This is a genomic window from Segatella bryantii, assembly GCF_022024215.1.
GTDB lineage: Bacteria > Bacteroidota > Bacteroidia > Bacteroidales > Bacteroidaceae > Prevotella > Prevotella bryantii.
Genome location: NZ_CP091798.1, coordinates 814,770 through 835,890, shown reverse-complemented (window position 1 = coordinate 835,890; position 21,121 = coordinate 814,770). Strand labels below are relative to the sequence as shown.

The following is a 21,121-nucleotide window of genomic DNA, read 5'->3' as shown; positions in this document are numbered from 1 at the left end:
TCGCAAAAAATTATATCTTTCATAACTTTATTGCAATAAATTTACTGTATTTCTACAGTAGCTCGACGATTATTATCTACAGGTGACAAATCGTCTACTCCACCCTTAGCCTGAGTTGTTATCATCGATTTGTCTATACCAAATTTAACAAGAGCTTCAACCACTGCATCTGCACGACTCTGAGACAGTTTCTGATTATATTCTGCTGAACCAGTTTTGCTATCCGCATATCCAGTAACCAAAATCTTATTATTATTCTCTTTAGCTGATTTTGCAAAAGATTCGAGGTTTACCATATCCTTACTTGAAGCTATTTTAGTTTTACCTATATTAAAGAATACGGATACAGGTGCGCTCTTATATACTACTGATGAGGTTTGATTTGACTGTTTAGCTTCTAACTCTCCACGCAAACGCTCATTTTCTGCATTTGCATCTTCCAATTGGCTATTCAGTGCATCTAACTGACTTTGATTCAATGCATTCAAGGCCTCAACATCTGGAGTCTTACTCCAACCAGACTTGCCTAATCTGAAAGTAAAACCAACCTCTGCATATAAATTATTGTCTTTTCTTTCCCACACACCATCATAATTTGAACTACCTTTAACAGCTGTAACACCATCAAAAGCCTGTCCAAGACGATTCCATCCTGCTTCTACATAAACATCTACTTTTTTACCTAAACGCCAAGAAGATTGTAAACCGACATTAAGATCTACCACATTAATATTATCACTCATATTGCGACCAAGACCCGCACCAACAAAAGGAATTACGTTCCACACCCGATTAGGATTATAGCCACAAAACAAATTACTTAAATTAAACAAGACCTGCTCGTTAATAATAAGGTATTTGTTATGATTTCCTTTTGTTTGATCATTTACTACAGCCTTGCCCCAAATACCCTGGAACTTAGTGCGAAGACCTATACCTGGTGTAAACCATTTACCTAAGGCAATAGAAGCACCAGGATTGGCACGAAACTTTTTAAATGGACTATGAGATAGACCTAAACCATGCTCTTCATTCGAATAGAAAGCATTCCAATCTGCACCAACTTGCACGAACCAGTTGCTAAAGAAAGAGTTTGTTGCAACACTATACTTCTGTTCTGGTAAATCTTCCTGGGCAAAACCTGTCATCGCACAAGTTGCTAATGCCAATCCCATTATTAACTTTTTCATACCTATATTCTTGAAATTTTACTATATTATTTACTATATTACACTGCATTAATAAGATGCAAAGATAAACATATTATTTTAAAAAGGAAGAATTTCTTAAAAAATAGTTAATCAAATTATTTTATGCGAAGATACTCATCAAGATACTTGATAATGATGGCTTTATCTTTATGAAACACACGCCGTTTAACACTTATAGTTTCCAATCTTTTTTGGAACACAGGATACTGAGGAAAAAACTTTGCCATTGAAGACAATTTCATACTACCACCAAGAGACAAACCTGTAACATTAAAATTACCCAAATTGATAGTTCCTGGCACTAACGATTCTGAATAATACAATCGAATCTCTTTTTCTGTATTTAATCCATAATAGAACTGATCAACTTGTTGACTAAAATAATGTTTATTGGCATTACTCGTCATTTCTGCCACTCGGCTAGTATATACACTAGTTCTTTCACCTTTCCAAATTCTTTTTACCAACAATGGCCTATCCGTGTTTACAGGAGAACTTAGATTATAACTTTGATTTATCCATTTCGATTCCCATACTGTACGTTGTCCGTTATCTGTCATTACAATACTGTCTAACGATTCCGCTTTATATCGGACACGTTCACCGGTATCTTTTAGATATACATCTACATGAGCATCAAGTTTATTCAGTTCGTTTCTTAGTATGGCAACTTTAACTTCGCCTTTCTTCAAATATACTGTTACTTGCTTATTCATCTTGCTTGCATGAGCAATTTGCACAGGCGAAAAGGTTATTAATATACTAAAAGCCATCAAGGCCAAAGATCTTTTCATACCACTATTTTTTAATCTTCAGAATGTAGTTTTGGCAATGATATATGATATCTCACTGCAAGGAAACGTATCAAGCATACCACGACAAATACACTAGGTACTGTAATATATAAACTCACACCAGCCATCCACATCAACTGATATACGACACCTCCGATTACACAAGCGATGGCATATATTTCTTTTTGAAATATAACAGGTTCATTATTTAGAAGCACATCTCTTATAACACCTCCTGCAGCGCCTGTAATACAACCCATCATGATCGCCACCCAAAATGGATAACCCAAAGCTAAAGATTTTTGGATTCCAGCTATTGTGAACAACGCTAATCCTAAAGTATCAAAAACAAGCCACGCATTATCCAACTTTTTTAAGATATGATGGAAGATAATAAATACCACCTGTGCTAGCATTGTACATATCAAATAAATTGGTGATGTCATCCAAAAAGGAGTTTGCCCTAACATGACATCTCGAATTGTACCTCCGCCAATTGCGACTACAAGTCCACAGACAAATCCACCAAACCAGTCGTACTGCTTAGCCCCTGCCAATCGGATACCCGACATAGCAAAGGCAAAGGTACCAATAAACTCTATAACCTCCTGCAGATTTTTTACAAAAACAGGATCCTCGTACAGCATATTAATATTGTTTATATTATCGATTTACTACATTAATAGGTTGCCCCTCAACAAATGATTTTACATTTTCGACACAAGTATCTATAAGACGAGTACGTGCCTCTTCAGTTGCCCATGCTATATGTGGCGTAATAAAAGCATTCTTTTGCTTGAGTAATGGATTATCTTTAGATGGCGGTTCCTGACACATTACATCTGCACCATAATACAATAGTTTTCCTGTCTGAAGAGCCTCGGCTACATCTGCTTCGTTAACAAGAGGACCACGACCGGTATTGATCAATATTGTACCATCTTTCATCTTTGCAAGAGTATTCTTATTGATTAACTCATAGGTTTCTTCTGTCAACGGACAATGAAGAGTAAGAATATCACTTACAGAAAAAAGACCTTCTAAAGTTGTTTTTTGAATACCATCAGGAAGATCTGCTGCGTTCTTACTGGTATAGGCAAAAACATCCATTCCAAAGTCAAGCGCCAGATGAGCTACTTTCCATCCTATACTACCCAAGCCTACAATACCAAGAGTCTTCCCGGCCAGTTCGCGAAGTGGCGTATCCCAATAGCAGAAGTCATCATTATCACTCCATCTTCCTAATCGGTTTTTGTTGGCATAATGAGCCACTCGATTAGTCATATTCAGAATCAAAGCGAAGGTTGCCTGTGCCACACTATCTGTACTATAAGCAGGAATATTAGTTACTAGGATACCTAATTCTTTAGCTTTCTTGATGTCTACCACATTATAACCTGTAGCAAGCACACCTATATATTTCAACTTAGGCAACTGTATCAAAACCTCTGCATCAAGCACTACCTTATTCGTCAGGACGATTTCTGCATCTTTAGCACGTGATACAACATCTTCCTTCTTTGTTCGAGGATAAACGATAAGCTCTCCATATTCCTTAAGCCCATCCCAACTTAAATCACCAGGATTGGCTGTATATCCATCTAAAATTACGATCTTCATCTTTACGATTTTATTATAACTTCTATATAATTCTTATATCATTTTAGTATACACGATACCTTTTATATCATTATTTTTAGAATTCAATTAGGACCTTTTTACATTATTGGTCATATCGGTCACCCCAACAAGTTTTCATCCACTGATAAAGTCGTTCTTCCTGTGGAGAATGCTGTGCGTGCCAAATTCTAGTATTTTTGAGAGCATCAGGCAGATATTGCTGTTCCGTAAAATGCCCAGGATAATCATGCGGATACTTGTAACCATCATGATAGCCTAAATCTGCCATTAACTGGGTTGGTGCATTTCGTATTGGTAATGGTACTGGCAGATTTCCAGTCTGTTTAACCAACTGCAAAGCATCATTGATGCCCATATATGCAGAATTACTCTTGGCACTGGTAGCCAAATATATTGTAGCTTCTGCCAATGCTATTCTTGCCTCAGGCCAACCGATTTTCATAACAGTATCGAAAGCTGCATTAGCAAGTAGCAAAGCATTAGGATTAGCCAAGCCTATATCTTCACTGGCACTGATTACCAATCTTCTTGCTATAAACTGTGGATCTTCTCCCCCCTCTATCATTCGCGCCAACCAGTATAAGGCTGCATCAGGATCACTACCACGGATACTTTTGATAAAGGCCGATATAATATCATAGTGCATCTCCCCCTGTTTATCGTATGCTAAAGGATTTTGCTGCAATCTTTTCACCACCAAATCGTCGGTAATCTCGACATCTCCCATTTCTGACTCAACTACCAACTCCAGTATATTCAACAGTTTACGCGCATCTCCACCACTATATCGCAACAGGGCTCCATGCTCTTTCAAAATTATATTACGCTTCTTTAATTCCACATCCTCTGTCAACGCACGGTGTATTAAATCAAGCAAATCATCCTTATTCAAGCTCTTCAGTACATATAACTGACATCTTGAAAGTAATGGCCGAATTACTTCAAACGAAGGATTCTCTGTTGTAGCACCTATAAGTGTAACCGTACCTCGCTCTACTGCTCCAAGCAAAGAATCTTGCTGCGATTTAGAAAAACGATGTATTTCATCAATAAATAATATAGGTGAAATGGTATTAAAAAACTGCGATTTTGCAGCCTTATCGATAACTTCTCTTACATCTTTAACACCGCTCGTTACAGCACTCAGTGTATAAAAAGGGGTTTCGAGCTTATTAGCAATAATATGGGCTAAAGTTGTCTTTCCTACTCCAGGAGGCCCCCAAAGTATAAAGGAAGGAATGCGTCCCGCATCAATCATATTGCGCAACACAGCCCCCTCACCCACCAGATGCTTTTGCCCTACATACTCATCTAGTGTACGAGGTCTCATTCTTTCTGCCAAAGGTTCACTCATACAATTGCAAAGATACAAAAAAGTTAAGATTAGCGAAGAAGTAAACCTGTTTTTTTTAGAGCTACCATTTTTTTGAATGAAAAGTTTGGTTTTTAACAATTTAGTATTTAATTTTGCAGCAAATACAACTACAATTATGAAAGAACAGAAAGCTATTACTCTCAAGACGCTTACTAAGAGCAATGTTTGGGATCAGCAGGAAAATGATATTTTCCGTATGTGGGAAGCTGCTGAGAAGGAAGCTGACCTTCGTGATAATCAGCGAAGCTATATTAATACAATTCGCAGTGCTTTCGAAATTGAGGAGATCAAAGTCGATAAGCCTGAAATAATCGCAAAATATGAAAATCGAGGTTTTAAAGTTGGAAGCGTTCGTCTTGACGATTCTCAGAATCGTACAAAATGGGCCATTAAAAAGAAGCCTATTCTGCGCGTAACAGACCTTACTTATGAGAACATTCACCATATCAGTGCAACCAAACTTCTCGATGTTATCGACCGTAATTTCGGTGGTGGTTGGGATAGTCTATCTCAGAGTATTCAGGATATCATCATGTCTGGTTTTGACATAAGTAACACAACTCTTCCTACTGATCGCCTGCACAAACCAGGTGGCATGTATGAGAAAAAGAAAAACGATGGCTTTGAAGTTCTTGAAATTACAAAAGGTAACTGGACTGAAGCAATCTTCGCAAAAGAAAAACCTGAATCAGAAAAGCTTCACACAAAATTTGAAGACGACGAGGAGCTCGATCGTAAGAATCGTGATTTAGACATTGATGATGATGATGATGATGCACCAGAAATTGATGATCACTACAATGACATTGATGAGGATGACGATGCATTTGATGATGATAAGCTTACGGAGGAGAGTTATCACACTAACTTTGATGAGAATGCTGAAGACTTAAATCTTGAGGCTGAAGACGTGGTTGATGATGATGACAACTACTAAGATTTAAAAACATTTATTTTTAGATAGAATTTTCAAAAAAAAGACGTATAGAGCATAATGCTTTATACGTCTTTTTTATCATTTATCATATCCTGTTGGGCGAAACTGTTTCTGTTCTTCGCTATATACATAGCCGTTTTCTCCAAGATAGCTCTTAATCTCTTCAACTTCTTTATCATAGCAATTACAGAGTGACTCCAATGAATCAAATTCTTCATCACGCAGCAACATATTGATACTCGACACCAGAATGGCTGGCTCCTTTGGTAAATAATCCATAGTTTTTCTTTTTACTTCATTGATTTCGGAGTGCAAAGTTACAACAAAATTTCTAAATATCAAGACATATTTAGCACCCGCCTTTCATATCTTCTTTATGTGCCAACTATTTTTTTCTCAGCACTATCTTCTGATTTGAATATCTCGAATCTAGTGTTTCCCGATACTTACAATAATCAGCATAGAGCGATTTATCATAGCGTCCTTTCTTTTGCAGACGACGATTATAAAGCACTATCTTACGCCCTTCCAGTTTCAGTTCTGATGTAAAATCGGCAAAAGGATAAGTCTCCTTAATATTTTTGGGAATTGCCTCTACAACATATCCCTCAGGTATCAGCACTATAATGCTGTCTTCCTGCAAGAAACCATAATCCAATACCAATTGTTGCTGTCTCTCCTTTAGATTAGAAGGAGTCGAAACCTCCTGATGTAACGGACAAACTGGGATAAAAAGACGCAATCCTTTACCTTGACCATATTGCTTATCTTCCAACTTAGCTCTTATCTCATAGTGAGGAATACTATAAGCCTTTTTATCGTCAATCATTTCGAGCGAGTTGATAGTTACCAGCGGTTTGTTGAGCACGTGGTGTATATATTCACGTTGAACATCCTCCTTTGCTCCAATTAACCCCATCAAGGGTTCATATTCGCTCATATACGAATCTTGCAAGAAGTTCATTTTTGCCGAACCATTAGCCTGCAAATCGACCTCCATACAAGTTATTTCCCGATTATCAGCATCCTTATACGATGGCACCTTTAGAAATTTTCCTCCTTCAGCCGCCACCTCCAGACAGTCGTGACCAGCAATATCCATGTGGCAATAACCTAAAGGTATCTTAGCATCGGTACATTCAATCCATACCGTATCCTGCCGCATAGGAACCATCAGGATCTCGTGATTAAATTGATTAAAGTTAGGATAATCTTTGTAAATCTTATCGTACTTGGTACTGATAATAACCTCGCTTGATGGCACTCCCACTTCCTTAAGCATAGCATGCATAAAGTTACTCAAGCCTTTACAGTCACCAAATCCTGTACGGCATACTTCTGCAGCTGCTACCGGTTGATACCCACCTATACCGAGAGTTATATTTACATAGCGAGTATTCTGTTCCAGATACTTATACAGCACATCTATTTTACTTTTGACTGATTGACAGGTATCCGTCATTGAATGTAGTTTAGACTTCATATCTTCAGTAAGAGCCGTTTTTCCGTCTCGAATATTCCACAGCCACTTACCCATCTGTTTCCAGTCTTTCAGATTTACCGTTGTACCAAGATATTTAGCCGTTTCTGGCCCAAAAAAAATTCTTGGTGCCAATTCATGCAAAGGCTGCCCGAGAGGTTCTTTCTCAATGGAGGGCAAATTTTCTACCGATACAGTCCACACTTTATTACCTTTACCATCTGAAGTTTCCTTCACCTCTGCATTGGTATTCATTTTCTTATAACGACATGCTATAGAGTCGACTACGGTAAGCTGGTAAAACGCTTTCTTAACCGGCACATCATACGCATTCTGAGGATAAAACATCGGAAAAGCTAGCACATCATCCGTAAACGACTCCTCCCATTCATAAGTTACCATAATCGGATAAACTGGTGGCGTATAGTTGAACACCATCATATAGCTTACATGCCCTAGCATTTCCCGTGAATATTCAGAACGCACCATATCAGTCTTCTTAGCCTTCTTAATCACCTTACCGCTCTGATCTGTAAAGACTGCACTAAAGTTTATCAATTTATGGTTTTTATCAAATGGCAATACCAAATGAGCATAGTCAGCAGCTTTCTCGTCAAGTATTTTGTAGCAAAGCATATATTTCACGGTAGCATGACGCACATCAGTACAAATGACTTGCGTTACTTCATTTTCAACTATCACATGGGATTCTGCGTAAGCAATAAGTGTCATGACCACCAGTATTGCCACCATTAAAAATCTACGTATCTGCATCATTTATACCTTTTTAAGGACCACCATATCATCTAAACGTTTTACCACGGACTCGAAGATATGCTTAACATACTCATATTCATCTACACCAAATAATAGACGTTTTACATTAAATCTATACTGCATCTGCAGGACTCCTTCACTATTTTGGTTTACCATAAAGACAAACTCAAGTCCTTTATCAACCGTATAGGTCATCACCCCCTTAGGCAATTCTTCCACTACATATCCCTCAGGTAGCTTTATGCTTACCGTCTGCACTATAGTATTGAGATGTGCAAACTCAACAGGAAGCTCACGAGTTTCCTTTTTAAATGGATTTTCGTGTAAGAATCCCACAATCATCGGATTGACATATATACGGTCTTCTGTAGCATCATAAGCCTTAACAAAATCGAACTCATGTGTAGAGATACGCTCCACATTCATATCATTCATCTTATAATTGGTTATCCTTAGGCCATCCGCCTTAGCCATACTGTCAACGAAGGCAATACTATCTTTAACTTCGCGGAAATCATGACGGAAATCAGCAGCACTTTCATCTTTCATAACTGACTGAAAGTGTCCTCTCACAATACCTTTCTCGTCAATTTCTGATTCAATAAAAATTTGTTCTAATCCCTTCATAGCATGTTGCACATCCACCCAATCAAAAGTATCATCACGCACAAGTATACAACGATCTACAAGCAGATTGGAAGGCAGAGCGTACAACGATCCATCTTCTGATGATCCGTCAAGATAAAGATATTTATCATTACCTTTATCTACTGCCACAATAAATGTATTTAGTCCCCTTAGCGATGGAAAAAAAGCCATTCGACCATTATCACGAGAACTCATCAGCACTGGATAAGCTTTTAGTCCAGCTGCCTTTAGCATAGCGATGAGTATAAAATTGATGTCAGCATTACTGCCCGTACCACGTTTCAATATCTTGCTTGCATTATCACCACCAAGTCTATATTGCTTATCCCATTTCACTTTACTTTTAAGTAAATGAAATATAGTAGCGACCTTATCGTCTACGTTAACAATCTTGTCAATATTCAGTTTAGCCAACTCCTCTTTCAGCGGATTAGAAATTTTCAGTCGTTTACCAAAACTATCCGCCTCTTTCAAATTCTTAATTACCGCATCCCATGTAGAAGACAAATTTTCACACACATAACCAGGAACATAGATAGCAGAAAGTTCAAACTCAACTTTATCTAAAAAATCTGTTACATCATAAATGTAATTGTCAGCATCTACTCCAGGCAAATTTCTAGCTACCCACTCATAATCGGTACCAGATAAACTGGCTGTTTCGCTCGGCAGATCGATGTACACATTAGATACCATTTTAGAAGCTTCCAACTGGTGAGCACCAGACTGATTAAACTGAAATACAAATCGATCTGGTATAGATAGTTGCACTCTACTATACAGCACTGGAATTTTCTGCTGAGCTACCCACGTATCAATCAAGGAATAGAAATCGCTTTCCTTGCGGTAGCTATACTCGATAACGCTACCCGGCTTAACATTAGGCACGGAGAATTTCGTCGTCACATGATTATCATCAATACGCTCAGTAAAAATCTCGCTGCTTTTCATTTTCGTCTTCACAACTTTTCCATCCTCTATATTATAAGAAACAGCTTTCAAACCTACAACTTTCTCTTTTATCGAAGACTCATTTTTTGATTCATAATACCCAATACTTACATTAGCTTCATCCTTACCTTCTGAAGTAAGAATTTTGATTTTACAATCCACATCGGTATAAAGTTGCCAATACCCCTTCCGCAAACTATAAAAATGTTTCACATTGTGATAAAGTACCACAGCTGGCGCTTTCTTATCAGCCGGATACTCTTTCATAGCAATTTCTTCTTTAGTGGGACTTCCGAATTTTAAATTAGGTTGCATTTCTTGCGCCATCACAGTAGAAGATACAGATAGTACAAATAAGGAAAACAACAACCGCTTAAGGTTACATAATTTCATAATATATCAATATAATTTAGTTATAATTTTTTTACGTATTTAGCTTTTAGCGTTTATAGTACAAAACTATAAAAAAAATCAAAATAAACAAAAAAGATAAAGGAAAAAGTGACGATTAAAATTTAGGAAAATAATCCACTAGTATTTGAGAAAAGAGAAGACTATAAGTCTTCTCATTGTTGTTGTTAATTCTAGAAATTTAAAATCGTGATTGAAAGGTAGTCGGTAAGGGAATCGAACCCTTATGCCAAGATTGAGAATCTTGTATCCTAACCGTTAGATGAACCGACCAATTAAGGGTCAAAAAAAACCTCTTCTAAAAAGGAGAGGTTATATTACGTAGTCGGTAAGGGAATCGAACCCTTATGCCAAGATTGAGAATCTTGTATCCTAACCGTTAGATGAACCGACCGTTAGTGCAATTACATTTGCCTGACCCCCGAAGAGCGGAAGGTGGGGGATTCGAACCCCCGGTACGGTTACCCGCACGTCAGTTTAGCAAACTGGTGGTTTCAGCCACTCACCCAACCTTCCAGTCACGGGCTCGTTACCGAGTTGCCAAGCTTCATTTCTGAATTGCGAGTGCAAAGGTAGTATTTTTATTTTATCCCACCAAACTTTTTACTGTTTTTTTTCAAAAAAACTTTCATTTTTATTTTTCACCTTATTATATAGCATTTCAGATTTACCAGTACTCCATCCTACTTCACTTAAGCTCAAACTATAAATATTGTTTGAGAATGCCGATAAGCTGATACTTATCTACCTCAAGATATTTCGTTCGTACAGCATCAATTCTAAACCCCGAATGACGATGAGGAAAAAAAGCTGGTATACGATAATCATCAGCATTTTTATACAATGGATAGAAAAAGCTACATCCCTTAGCTCGTTCTGCCTGAAAATCGCTAATATCATTCCAGTCAATGTGGAGGTAATGACGAGCAAAAGGCGAATACACAAGAAGTTCATCTTTTTTAGCAACCACAGCAGGTTTGCGTTTTATACAAAGATCAAAGTAACGCATACAAAGATACCATATAAAAAAAAGACACTGTAAGAATCCAAACCAGCCTATTATATGGACCAATATCTCCAACCAGCCTACATAGCCAAAACTTCCTGTAGCCAAATATAAACATAAAGGTGCACATACAATTAATGTCATTATCGTTAATAGTGCTGAGAGCAGGTGCCTTCTCTCGAAAAATTTCCTTGTTTCCATTTAGTTGATTTCTAGAGTATTTGGAAGCAAAGATACCAAAAAGTATCCATATAAAAAAATTATGTGCACAAAATGATACCGTCACTTCATGCACATAATCTCATCAGAGTCCTATAGCATCTTTGCGAGACTGGGGAATAGCAAAATTAAAATTATCGCTAGCTTTAAGTTTTGCAAAATTAACACCTACCACCTCACCATATTTGTTGAGGACAGGAGATCCACTACTTCCCTGTACCGTAGGAATACTATACAAAATACGCGAAGAATCTGGATTTTGAGTAACTTTTCCACTCGTCATCTGCACACTGATTCCCTTCTGAGTATTAGCCAAAATTAAGCCTGCATTATAACCTATCATATATAGCTCCTGATCGATTTCGAGAGGATCATCCGTAAACGTAAAAATATGAGTATTGACAGGTGTCTGTTTGCTCTTCAACTGAATAAGAGAAAGATCTGCATCCTCTTCCTTAGAAGTTGCCAAAACTATAGCCGGATTGGTTCTAAGGAAGTCTGACTCACTTCTGACTTTATCACCATCATAGGCTATACCTAAAGTTTTAACTACCCGTATTTTCATTCCCTTCTGAAATTTAGAATTACCGAGCTGAGAAACCAAGCGACTCAATTGATTATATTCTTCTAATATTTTTTTCTCTGCAGCAGTTATCTGCTCCAAAGCTCGTTCATTATGTATCACGATATTACCAAACATATCATACCCTTGGAGTAAAACTTTTCTACTTTCCAAGACATCATATTCTGCCATCACTCGACGTATCAGTTGTCCAATATAAGACTGCAATATTTTAGCTACTTCGGCATAATTCTTACTAAGTACAGACTGAGTAAATTCTGTCTCTGTAACATGCCTGTTAGTAACTATACGACCTTCCTCATCTATAAAGAAACCTGTACCCGTAGCCACGCTCTGATGCCGAAGAATCGAATCGCGAATATCTGTAAGATTTTGTAAACCATCTTCACCAATATGCGAGAAAAAAAGTTGGTACCCACTAGGCAGCGTCAGTTCATAATAATACTTATTCATAATGAGTACTACACCCGATTTTTCCTCATCAAAAATTTGTTGAGCCGTCATTTCCCGTTTACCACAAGATACAAACAACAAGACCACTCCTAACAACACATATAAAGTTTTCTTCATGTCCAAAACATATTAGGGGCATCGCAAAAACATGCGACACCCCCCTATAAATCTAGTTGAAAAGTCTAAGAACTAATAACATGATAGCTATTAAGCCAAACCAAGGCTCTTTTTGATAGCTTCAACATGCTTCTCTGCTTTAGCCTCAAGAGCTTCGAACTGAGAAGGATCTGTCATATTATCCTTAATCTCGATATAGAACTTAATCTTAGGCTCTGTACCTGATGGACGAGCACTAACCTTAGTACCATCTTCACAGAACCACTGAAGAACATTGCTAGTTTCAGGCATAACAAGTTTGGTAACATTACCCTGTGCATCTTTAGCTTCGAGACTCTTGTAATCCTTCAGCAATACGACCTTACTTCCACCAAGTTCCTGAAGAGGATGCTCACGGAAGTTAATCATCATCTGCTGAATTTCATCAGCACCGCTCTTACCAGGGCGTTCTACATTGATGAGGGTTTCCTTAGAATAGCCATATTCCATATAGATATCCATCAATATATCATATAGAGTCTTACCATTATCCTTGGCATAAGCACAAATCTCAGCAAGAAGAGAACATGCAGATACAGAATCTTTATCACGAACGAAGTCTTCAGCAAGGAAACCATAACTTTCCTCACCACCACCAATATACTGCTGCTTTCCTTCAGAAATCGCAATTTCACGAGCAATCCACTTGAAACCAGTGTAACAATCACGCATTTCAATATTGTTCTTATCAGCAATCTTCTTGATATTCTCTGTAGTAACGATTGTCTTAACAATAAAATCAGTAGGTTTCATCTTACCAACAGCCTTACGGTTAGCAATGATGTACCACAAGAAAATCATACAAGTCTGGTTACCATTGATAAGTACCCATTCACCCTTATCATTCTTGCAAGCCATACCAATACGGTCTGCATCAGGATCACTAGCCATCAGGATATCTGCATCAAGAGCCTTAGCATCACGAAGACCGAGGGTAAGAGCCTCAGCAAACTCTGGGTTTGGACGATCTACTGTTGAGAAATTTCCATCTTTAACCATCTGCTCCTTTACACAATGTACATTTTCAAATCCCCACTGCTTAAGTGATGCAGGAATCATAACCCTACCTGTTCCATGAAGTGGTGTATAAACGATACAAAGATCCTTCTGACGCTTGATAACTTCTGGATCAATGCTCAAAGTCTGTACTTTATCAAGGTAAATCTTATCTACATCCTCACCAATCATCTGGATAAGGTCTTTATTGCCAGTAAACTTAACATCCTCAACTTTAACCTTATTTACTTCGTCAATAATACCCTTATCATGTGGAGCCAAAACCTGTGCACCATCCTCCCAGTAAGCTTTATAACCATTATACTCACGTGGGTTATGGCTAGCAGTAAGGTTTACACCACCCTGACAGCCAAAATGACGAATAGCAAAAGAACACTCAGGTGTAGGACGCATTTCATCGAAGAGATATACTTTAATACCGTTAGCAGAGAATATATCAGCAACCGCCTGAGCAAACTTGCTACTATTGTTACGACAGTCGTAACATACGACTACAGAAATCTCTTTCTTGTCCGCAAAATTTTTCTTCAAGTAGTTCGCAAAACCCTGAGTAGCCATACCTACAGTGTAGATATTCATACGGTTAGAACCTGCACCCATAATACCACGAAGACCACCGGTACCAAATTCAAGATCCTTATAGAAGCTCTCGATTAGTTCGGTTTTATCATCATTATCAAGTTTTGCCTGTACTTCCTTACGAGTCTCCTCATCAAAAGCTGGAGACAACCATGCTTTTGCTTTCGCCTCACATAGGGCGATTAATTCTGCGTTATTAGCCATATATTTAATATTTAATATTAGATTTTTTATTTTGAACATCACAAAGATAATCAATAAAACTGAAAAATCAAGGGTGTTTGAATATTTTTTTGTAAATTTGTAACCTAAACTTGATATAAAATTATGGAACTACATTACACAGGCATTATAATCGCAGTAAGCACTTTCCTGATTATCGGAATATTTCACCCTATTGTGATTTTAATGGAGTACTACACTGGTACCAAATACTGGTGGGTATATCTCATCATCGGATTCATAAGCGTTTGCAGTGCCTTTTGTATAGCTAATGTTATCATCTCTTCTATATTGGGTGTTCTTGGCGCCTCCATGCTTTGGAGTATTGGTGAACTTTTCCAACAAAAGCAACGAGTAGAAAAGGGATGGTTTCCAATGAATAAGAAGAGACAAAACGAATACACTCGAGCATACGACGAGTCGATAGACAAACGTAAATAAGCCGAAAGTATAACTACAGATACAATCAATAAAGCAACTAAAAAGATGAAAACGGTACTAATACTAGTAGGTAAAACAGTAAATAAGCATTTTGTAGCTGGCATTAATGATTATACTGAGCGTATAGGCCACTATATGCCATTCATCATAGAAACAATTCCTGAACTGAAAAATACAAAAAACTTATCAGAGGATCAGCAAAAGGAAATGGAGGGCGATTTGATCATGAAGCAGATACAACCTAGTGATACCGTGGTGCTTCTTGACGAACATGGTGCTGAATACCGAAGTATCGAATATGCAAAATGGCTACAAAAGAAACAAAATACTGCTAGAAGGCTGGTATTCGTTATTGGTGGCCCATATGGCTTTGCTCAAAAAATATATGATAGATGCAATGAAAAAATCAGTTTGTCTAAAATGACATTCTCGCATCAAATGGTCAGACTCATCTTTGTAGAACAACTCTATAGGGCATGTACTATTATTAAGGGCGAGCCTTATCATCACGAATAATAAACAATAGACCTATATTAAGTTAAAACTAATCGATATCATCTACTTTAATAATAATAGATATGAAGAAAACTAACCGAACATCTTTACTTTTAGGTCTTATGGCCTTATCACCAATAACAGCCTTGGCACAAAACTGGCCTGCAGCACAGCCCGAAGCTAAAGCCGGTGCGAGATGGTGGTGGCTTGGATCTGCCGTAGACACAACAAATTTAAAATGGAACATCGAACAGTATGCTAGTCATGGTATAGGGACACTAGAAATTACCCCTATTTATGGTGTACAAGGCAATGAAGCTAATGATATCCCCTATCTTAGCGATCGTTGGATGGACATGTTGAAGTTTACGCAAGCTATAGGTAAAGAGAATAAGGTTGAAATCGATATGACTACTGGTACTGGATGGCCTTTCGGTGGACCATGGGTTCCACTCGAAGAGAGTGCATCCAAATCAGTATTTATTGTTAAAGCCATCAGCGAAAAGAAAATCAAAAATATGGATTTGTCTCCTGCTGAAAAGGATGCTGACAGATGTAAACTACTCAAGGTGATGGCTTATGATACGAAAGGTAATGTTGTGGATTTATCTTACGGCATAACAGTAAATGGAAACAAATATCTACTTAATGCCAAACTGCCACAAAAAGACAATTGGAAAATATATGCTCTGTACAACAGGTATGGCATCATGAAGGTAAAGCGCCCTGCTCCTGGTGGAGAAGGGCTGGTAGTTGACCACTTCAACAAGAAGGCTGTTGAACACTATCTCACACACATTTCAGATGCTTTCAAACGTACCCAAACTCCTTACCCTCATACCTTCTTCAACGACAGTTATGAGGTAGCAGAAGGAGACTGGACACCAGAGCTGCTTACCGAATTCGAAAAGCGTAGAGGTTACAAATTAGAAAACTATCTACCACAACTACAAAACGACAAAACGGCGAACCAAAAAACTGATAAGACAGCCCAGCAAGTTATCATGGATTATCGTGAAACCATGAGTGAGATGCTGCTCCATAATTTTACACAAACATGGGCAAATTGGGCTCACCAACATGGTGCAATTGTAAGAAATCAAGCACACGGTTCACCAGCCAACCTTATAGACCAATATGCTACTGTTGATATACCTGAAATTGAAGGATTTGGTTTAAGCGATTTTGGAATTAAGGGGTTACGCAAAGACGAAGGAAAGACTCGTAAGAACGACAGCGACTTGAGTATGCTGAAATATGCTCCAAGTGCCGCACATATCACAGGCAAAAATCTAACTTCTAGCGAAACTTTCACTTGGCTTACAGAGCACTTCCGTACATCACTTTCACAAATGAAACCTGATTTGGATTTGATGTTTGTTAGTGGCGTGAATCGTATGTTTTTCCATGGTACTGCATATAGTCCTAAGGATGCAGAATGGCCAGGATGGAAATTCTATGCTTCTGTAGATATGAGCCCTACCAACACGATATGGCGAGATGCTCCTTTCTTAATGAAATATATTCAGAGAAGCCAGAGTTTCTTACAATGGGGTAAACCTGATAATGATTTTTTAGTATACTTACCAATCCGCGATATGTGGAGCAAGAATCTTGACAAAAAATTCATGCAGTTTGCTATTCATAATATGGGACAGCGAGCTCCTGAATTTATCAAGGATGTACTCGCCATCGATGCACAAGGTTTTGACTGCGATTATATTTCTGAGAAATATATTCTCTCGACCCAATTCGTGAATGGAATGCTCCAGACTGAAGGTGGTACACGCTATAAAGGTTTAATACTAACTTCTGCCAACACCCTAATGTCAGAAGAAGTAAAAAAACATATAGCCAACCTGAAGGCACAAGGAGCTAATATCATTATCGGAACTGAAGCATCTGACATGAGCAAAGCTGCAAAAGCTGAAGAAATAAAAAGCAAATTAAAGCTGAAAATGATCAGACGATCTAACGATAATGGATACCATTATTTTATTGCAAATCTCACACCAAACAATGTAAATGAGTATGCAGCGTTGGCAGTACCTTTTAAAAACGCTATGTGGTTTAATCCTATGAATGGTGAACGCTATGCTGCAGATATCAAAGACGGTAAGATAAAGGTTAATCTGAGTTCTGGAGAAAGCATGATACTCGAAACCTTCACAAAAACTACACCAAAATTGATTCAGGATATTAAGGCATTAGGACTCCGAAAGGATACTCCCTATGACAAAACCGGCAAATTGCTACGTGGAGGATGGACATTACATTTCCAGAATAGCATACCGGAACTTGATAATGCCTATTTCATCGACGACATTAAGACTTGGGAGAATATTAACGACTCTACCAAAAACCTAATGGGAACAGGTGTATACGAGACCAAATTAAAACTTACAGCAAAAGATTTGCAGGGTTCAGATACATGGGCCATAAATCTAGGCGACGTACGCGAAAGTGCTCGTGTATATATCAATGATGAATTTGTGGGTTGCGCATGGTCTGTTCCATACGTACTCACCTTTACCAATAAATTGAAAGTTGGCACCAACAAAATTCGTATTGAGGTTACCAATCTACCAGCCAATCATATCGCTCAAATGGATCGTGATGGCGTAAAATGGCGTAAGATGAAAGATATTAATATCGTAGACATTAATTATAAAAGAACAACATATGCTGACTGGAAACCTGTTCCGTCAGGTCTAAACAGCAATATTCTGCTGTATAAAGTAAAATGAAAGAAAAAAGTAAACCAGAAGAATTCCTCCGCTCTAATAAAGACGAGGGATTCATCGAAGTAAAAGGTGCGAGAGTAAATAATCTGAAGAATATCTCACTCACCATACCACGAAATAAACTTATCGTGATTACGGGTGTGTCGGGTTCAGGTAAATCATCTCTAGCTTTTGACACTCTCTATGCAGAAGGACAGCGTAGATATGTAGAAAGTTTATCTGCTTATGCCCGACAATTTCTTGGACGTATGAGTAAGCCTGAATGCGACTTTATCAAAGGCTTACCTCCAGCAATCGCTATCGAACAAAAGGTTACTTCGCGTAATCCACGAAGCACTGTAGGCACAAGTACAGAAATTTATGAATATATGCGCTTGCTTTATGCACGCATTGGCAAAACTTTTTCACCTGTAAGTGGCAAAGAGGTGAAACGACACACCACTGAAGATGTACTAGAGTGCACTTTACAGTTTGACAAAGGCACAAAATTTGTTATACTGGCTCCAATGCATATCATTGAGGGTAGAACCATCGTAAGGCAACTCGAGATGGAATCTCAGCAAGGCTACAGTCGTATCTATATCGATGACGACTTTATGCGTATCGAAGACTATTTAGAACAGCATCAGAACGATGAGACGACTCAGACGGATCAGCCTATCTATATAGTTATCGACCGAATGTCAGTTTCAAACGAAAAAGATACTGTAGCCCGATTAATTGACTCTGCAGAAACGGCCTTTTATGAAGGTAATGGTGAGCTCAGACTACTATTTATGCCTAGCCAACAAGTATTCGACTTCAGTACCAGATTTGAGGCTGACGGGGAAACATTCGAGGAACCCACAGAGAATATGTTTGCATTTAACTCTCCCCTTGGAGCATGTCCTACATGTGAAGGCTTTGGTAGTGTAGTGGGTATCGATGAGAAACTGGTTATCCCCAACACCTCTCTCTCCGTTTATGATGGATGTGTGCAGTGCTGGCATGGCGAAAAAATGGGCATATGGCAGAAAGAATTCATACGCAGAGCTGCTGATGACAATTTTCCTATCTTTAAGCCATATTATGAACTAACTCGTCAAGAGAAAGATATGCTTTGGCATGGTTTGCCGTCTGATAAGAAAAAAAATAAGGATATTCATAACCAGGTTAGCATCGATGCCTTTTTTGAAATGCTCAAGGAAAATCAGTATAAGATACAATACCGAGTGATGCTTAGCCGATTTAGAGGTAAAACTGTATGTCCAGACTGTCACGGCACACGCCTAAAGAAGGAAGCTACATATGTAAAGGTAGCCGACAAAAATATTACAGAACTGGTAGAAATGCCTATTCATAAACTCCGCACATGGTTTGACGAACTAAAATTATCTAAGCACGATGCAGAGGTGGCTAAAAGACTATTAACCGAAATTCGTAACCGTTTGCAATTCCTTGACGAGGTAGGCTTAGGGTATCTTACACTGAACAGAAAGAGTAATAGCCTTTCTGGTGGTGAAAGCCAACGTGTTAGTCTGTCCACCAATTTGGGAAGTAGCTTAGTAGGTAGTCTTTATATCTTAGATGAGCCTAGTATTGGTCTACACAGCCGAGACACCGATCGCCTTATCCATGTACTTCGAGAATTACAAGAATTAGGCAATACTGTCATCGTAGTAGAACACGATGAAGATATTATGCGAGCAGCAGACTACATTATAGATATAGGTCCTGAAGCAGGAAGACTAGGAGGCGAAGTTGTATACGAAGGTAATGTACCTGAGGATAAACAATTAACAGAAAACGGTAAACAGCTCTGTGAACAATATCCATCATCACATACCATTAAGTATCTTACAGGTACAGACATCATCACTGTACCAACAAGCAGAAGATCTTGGAATCAGTCAATCATACTTAAAGGTGCCCGAATGAATAATCTGAAAGGAGTAGATATTGAGATTCCATTGAATGCCTTTACCGTTGTAACAGGTGTTTCTGGTTCTGGAAAATCAAGCCTCATCAAGGGCACTCTATATCCTGCTTTGAAGCGCCATCTTGACGAAGTGTGCGATGCTCCTGGAGAATATTCCAAGTTAGAGGGTGACTGGAAAAAAGTGAAACATGTAGAATTTGTTGATCAAAACCCTATCGGCAAAAGTACACGAAGTAATCCAGTAACCTACGTAAAAGCCTACGATGCCATACGACAACTCTTTGCGGATCAACCTTTGAGCAAACAATTAGGCTTTACTCCACAATATTTCAGTTTTAATGCAGAAGGTGGACGGTGCGAAGAGTGCAAAGGCGCAGGTGTTATCACTGTAGAAATGCAGTTTATGGCAGATTTGGTCTTGGAATGTGATGCATGTCATGGTAAGCGATTCAAACAAGACATACTTGATGTACGTTTCCATGAGAAAAACATCAATGATGTGCTCAACATGACAGTAAATGAAGCTGTTGATTTTTTTGAGAAATATGAACAGAAAGCTATTTATGCTAGACTGAAGCCATTACAGGATGTAGGTCTAGGCTATATCAAATTAGGGCAAAGTTCAAGTACACTATCTGGAGGTGAAAACCAACGTGTGAAACTTGCCTACTTTATCGGACAAGAGAAACAGGAACCTACACTATTCATTTTTGATGAACCTACTACTGGTCTACATTTCCACGATATTCAAAGACTACTCAATGCCTTCAATGCATTAATAGAAAGAGGACATACCATTCTAGTTATCGAACACAATCTAGATGTAGTAAAATGTGCAGACTATCTTATAGACATGGGGCCAGATGGTGGAGACAGAGGTGGCCAAGTAATCTTTGCTGGTAAACCTGAAGATATTGTCAAAGAAGAAAAAAGTATAACTGGCAAATATCTAAAAGAAAAGCTATAAATAGTTGGCTATCATATAAAAATAACCGTATCCATTATTCTAACGGACACGGTTATTTTTATATGATAGCTCTTCAAACAAAGAAAGCGAAACTTA

Annotated in this window: 16 protein-coding genes and 3 tRNA genes; 5 read left to right on the top strand and 14 right to left on the bottom strand. The window is 38.2% G+C overall.

The window, feature by feature from the left end:
• Nucleotides 1-41: 41 nt before the first annotated feature.
• The 5 genes from L6471_RS07510 to L6471_RS07490 all read right to left on the bottom strand — a co-directional run bounded on the left by L6471_RS07510 (nt 42) and on the right by L6471_RS07490 (nt 5,000).
• Entirely contained in the window at nt 42-1,190 is a 1,149-nt protein-coding gene (locus L6471_RS07510) for an OmpA family protein (protein WP_094449030.1), read from the bottom strand.
• 116 nt (nt 1,191-1,306) lie between these two features.
• Nucleotides 1,307-2,005, bottom strand: a complete 699-nt coding sequence (locus L6471_RS07505; protein WP_039870376.1) for a hypothetical protein — start codon at nt 2,003-2,005, stop codon at nt 1,307-1,309.
• An 11-nt stretch (nt 2,006-2,016) separates the two neighbouring features.
• The gene (locus L6471_RS07500; protein WP_006282417.1) at nt 2,017-2,652 is read right to left on the bottom strand and encodes a trimeric intracellular cation channel family protein; all 636 of its coding nucleotides are present in this window, start codon (nt 2,650-2,652) and stop codon (nt 2,017-2,019) included.
• A 16-nt stretch (nt 2,653-2,668) separates the two neighbouring features.
• Nucleotides 2,669-3,625 (bottom strand): D-2-hydroxyacid dehydrogenase, encoded by a 957-nt coding sequence (locus tag L6471_RS07495; protein ID WP_006282418.1) that lies wholly within the window; start codon nt 3,623-3,625, stop codon nt 2,669-2,671.
• Nucleotides 3,626-3,728: 103 nt separating this feature from the next.
• Entirely contained in the window at nt 3,729-5,000 is a 1,272-nt protein-coding gene (locus L6471_RS07490) for a replication-associated recombination protein A (RefSeq protein WP_006282419.1), read from the bottom strand.
• 136 nt (nt 5,001-5,136) lie between these two features.
• Here L6471_RS07490 and L6471_RS07485 point away from each other — a divergent pair, with 136 nt between their 5' ends.
• Nucleotides 5,137-5,958, top strand: coding sequence for a hypothetical protein (locus L6471_RS07485; RefSeq protein WP_074548344.1), 822 nt, complete (start codon nt 5,137-5,139; stop codon nt 5,956-5,958).
• 78 nt (nt 5,959-6,036) lie between these two features.
• On the opposite strand, the gene L6471_RS07480 is transcribed toward L6471_RS07485, so the two are convergent.
• The 9 genes from L6471_RS07480 to L6471_RS07440 form a co-directional block, all read right to left on the bottom strand.
• Nucleotides 6,037-6,237: a DUF4250 domain-containing protein gene (locus L6471_RS07480; protein ID WP_006282421.1), complete on the bottom strand. Its 201-nt coding sequence runs from the start codon at nt 6,235-6,237 to the stop codon at nt 6,037-6,039.
• A 106-nt stretch (nt 6,238-6,343) separates the two neighbouring features.
• Nucleotides 6,344-8,215, bottom strand: coding sequence for a DUF3857 domain-containing protein (locus tag L6471_RS07475; RefSeq protein WP_027453431.1), 1,872 nt, complete (start codon nt 8,213-8,215; stop codon nt 6,344-6,346).
• The gene (locus L6471_RS07470; RefSeq protein ID WP_081657086.1) at nt 8,216-10,207 is read right to left on the bottom strand and encodes a DUF3857 domain-containing protein; all 1,992 of its coding nucleotides are present in this window, start codon (nt 10,205-10,207) and stop codon (nt 8,216-8,218) included.
• A gap of 219 nt (nt 10,208-10,426) precedes the next feature.
• A tRNA-Glu gene (locus L6471_RS07465) sits at nt 10,427-10,498 on the bottom strand.
• Between the two features lie 49 nt (nt 10,499-10,547).
• Nucleotides 10,548-10,619 (bottom strand) — tRNA-Glu (locus tag L6471_RS07460).
• Between the two features lie 35 nt (nt 10,620-10,654).
• Nucleotides 10,655-10,741 (bottom strand) — tRNA-Ser (locus tag L6471_RS07455).
• A gap of 187 nt (nt 10,742-10,928) precedes the next feature.
• On the bottom strand, nt 10,929-11,375 hold the full coding sequence (locus L6471_RS07450; RefSeq protein WP_006282425.1) for a hypothetical protein: 447 nt from the start codon (nt 11,373-11,375) through the stop codon (nt 10,929-10,931).
• A gap of 160 nt (nt 11,376-11,535) precedes the next feature.
• Nucleotides 11,536-12,603 carry a S1 family peptidase gene (locus L6471_RS07445; protein ID WP_027453428.1) on the bottom strand — a complete coding sequence of 356 codons (1,068 nt, stop codon included), beginning with the start codon at nt 12,601-12,603 and terminating at the stop codon, nt 11,536-11,538.
• 90 nt (nt 12,604-12,693) lie between these two features.
• Nucleotides 12,694-14,442, bottom strand: coding sequence for a phospho-sugar mutase (locus tag L6471_RS07440; RefSeq protein ID WP_027453427.1), 1,749 nt, complete (start codon nt 14,440-14,442; stop codon nt 12,694-12,696).
• 123 nt (nt 14,443-14,565) lie between these two features.
• Here L6471_RS07440 and L6471_RS07435 point away from each other — a divergent pair, with 123 nt between their 5' ends.
• The 4 genes from L6471_RS07435 to uvrA all read left to right on the top strand — a co-directional run bounded on the left by L6471_RS07435 (nt 14,566) and on the right by uvrA (nt 21,025).
• Nucleotides 14,566-14,901 (top strand): DUF4491 family protein, encoded by a 336-nt coding sequence (locus L6471_RS07435; RefSeq protein WP_237797640.1) that lies wholly within the window; start codon nt 14,566-14,568, stop codon nt 14,899-14,901.
• Between the two features lie 45 nt (nt 14,902-14,946).
• Nucleotides 14,947-15,417: a 23S rRNA (pseudouridine(1915)-N(3))-methyltransferase RlmH gene (gene rlmH, locus L6471_RS07430; RefSeq protein WP_006282933.1), complete on the top strand. Its 471-nt coding sequence runs from the start codon at nt 14,947-14,949 to the stop codon at nt 15,415-15,417.
• A 62-nt stretch (nt 15,418-15,479) separates the two neighbouring features.
• The gene (locus tag L6471_RS07425) at nt 15,480-18,143 is read left to right on the top strand and encodes a glycosyl hydrolase (protein ID WP_006282934.1); all 2,664 of its coding nucleotides are present in this window, start codon (nt 15,480-15,482) and stop codon (nt 18,141-18,143) included.
• A complete protein-coding gene (uvrA, locus tag L6471_RS07420; protein ID WP_237797639.1) occupies nt 18,140-21,025 on the top strand; it encodes an excinuclease ABC subunit UvrA in 2,886 nt (961 codons plus the stop codon). The genes L6471_RS07425 and uvrA overlap by 4 nt, the downstream gene beginning before the upstream one ends.
• The last annotated feature ends 96 nt before the right edge of the window (nt 21,026-21,121 follow it).